The organism is Gilvimarinus sp. 1_MG-2023, assembly GCF_030548285.1.
On the sequence record NZ_JAUOSC010001717.1, the window covers coordinates 1 to 236 of the forward strand.

The window sequence follows — 236 nt, forward strand, 5'->3', positions numbered from 1 at the left end:
GGTGCAGATAGCGATACAACAACGGCAACGTCAGGTTGCCGTTGTTGTATCTGCAACCTGGTTGGCGATCCGGGTTGACTCTTTATTAGCCATGTATGACGCTTTCAAGTAAAATCCCGCCCCATTTCTTTTGCTGCCTGGATGTAATTCTGTGAGCCACCTGGACCACATTCGTAACTTTTCCATTATCGCCCACATCGACCATGGCAAATCCACGCTGTCGGATCGGATTATTC

1 protein-coding gene is annotated in these 236 nt (G+C 48.7%); it reads left to right on the plus strand.

Translation table 11 applies throughout. The features are described from left to right. Window positions 1–151: 151 nt before the first annotated feature. The coding region (locus Q4563_RS23910) for a GTP-binding protein (protein WP_442903871.1) at window positions 152–236 on the plus strand (85 nt) is incomplete at its 3' end.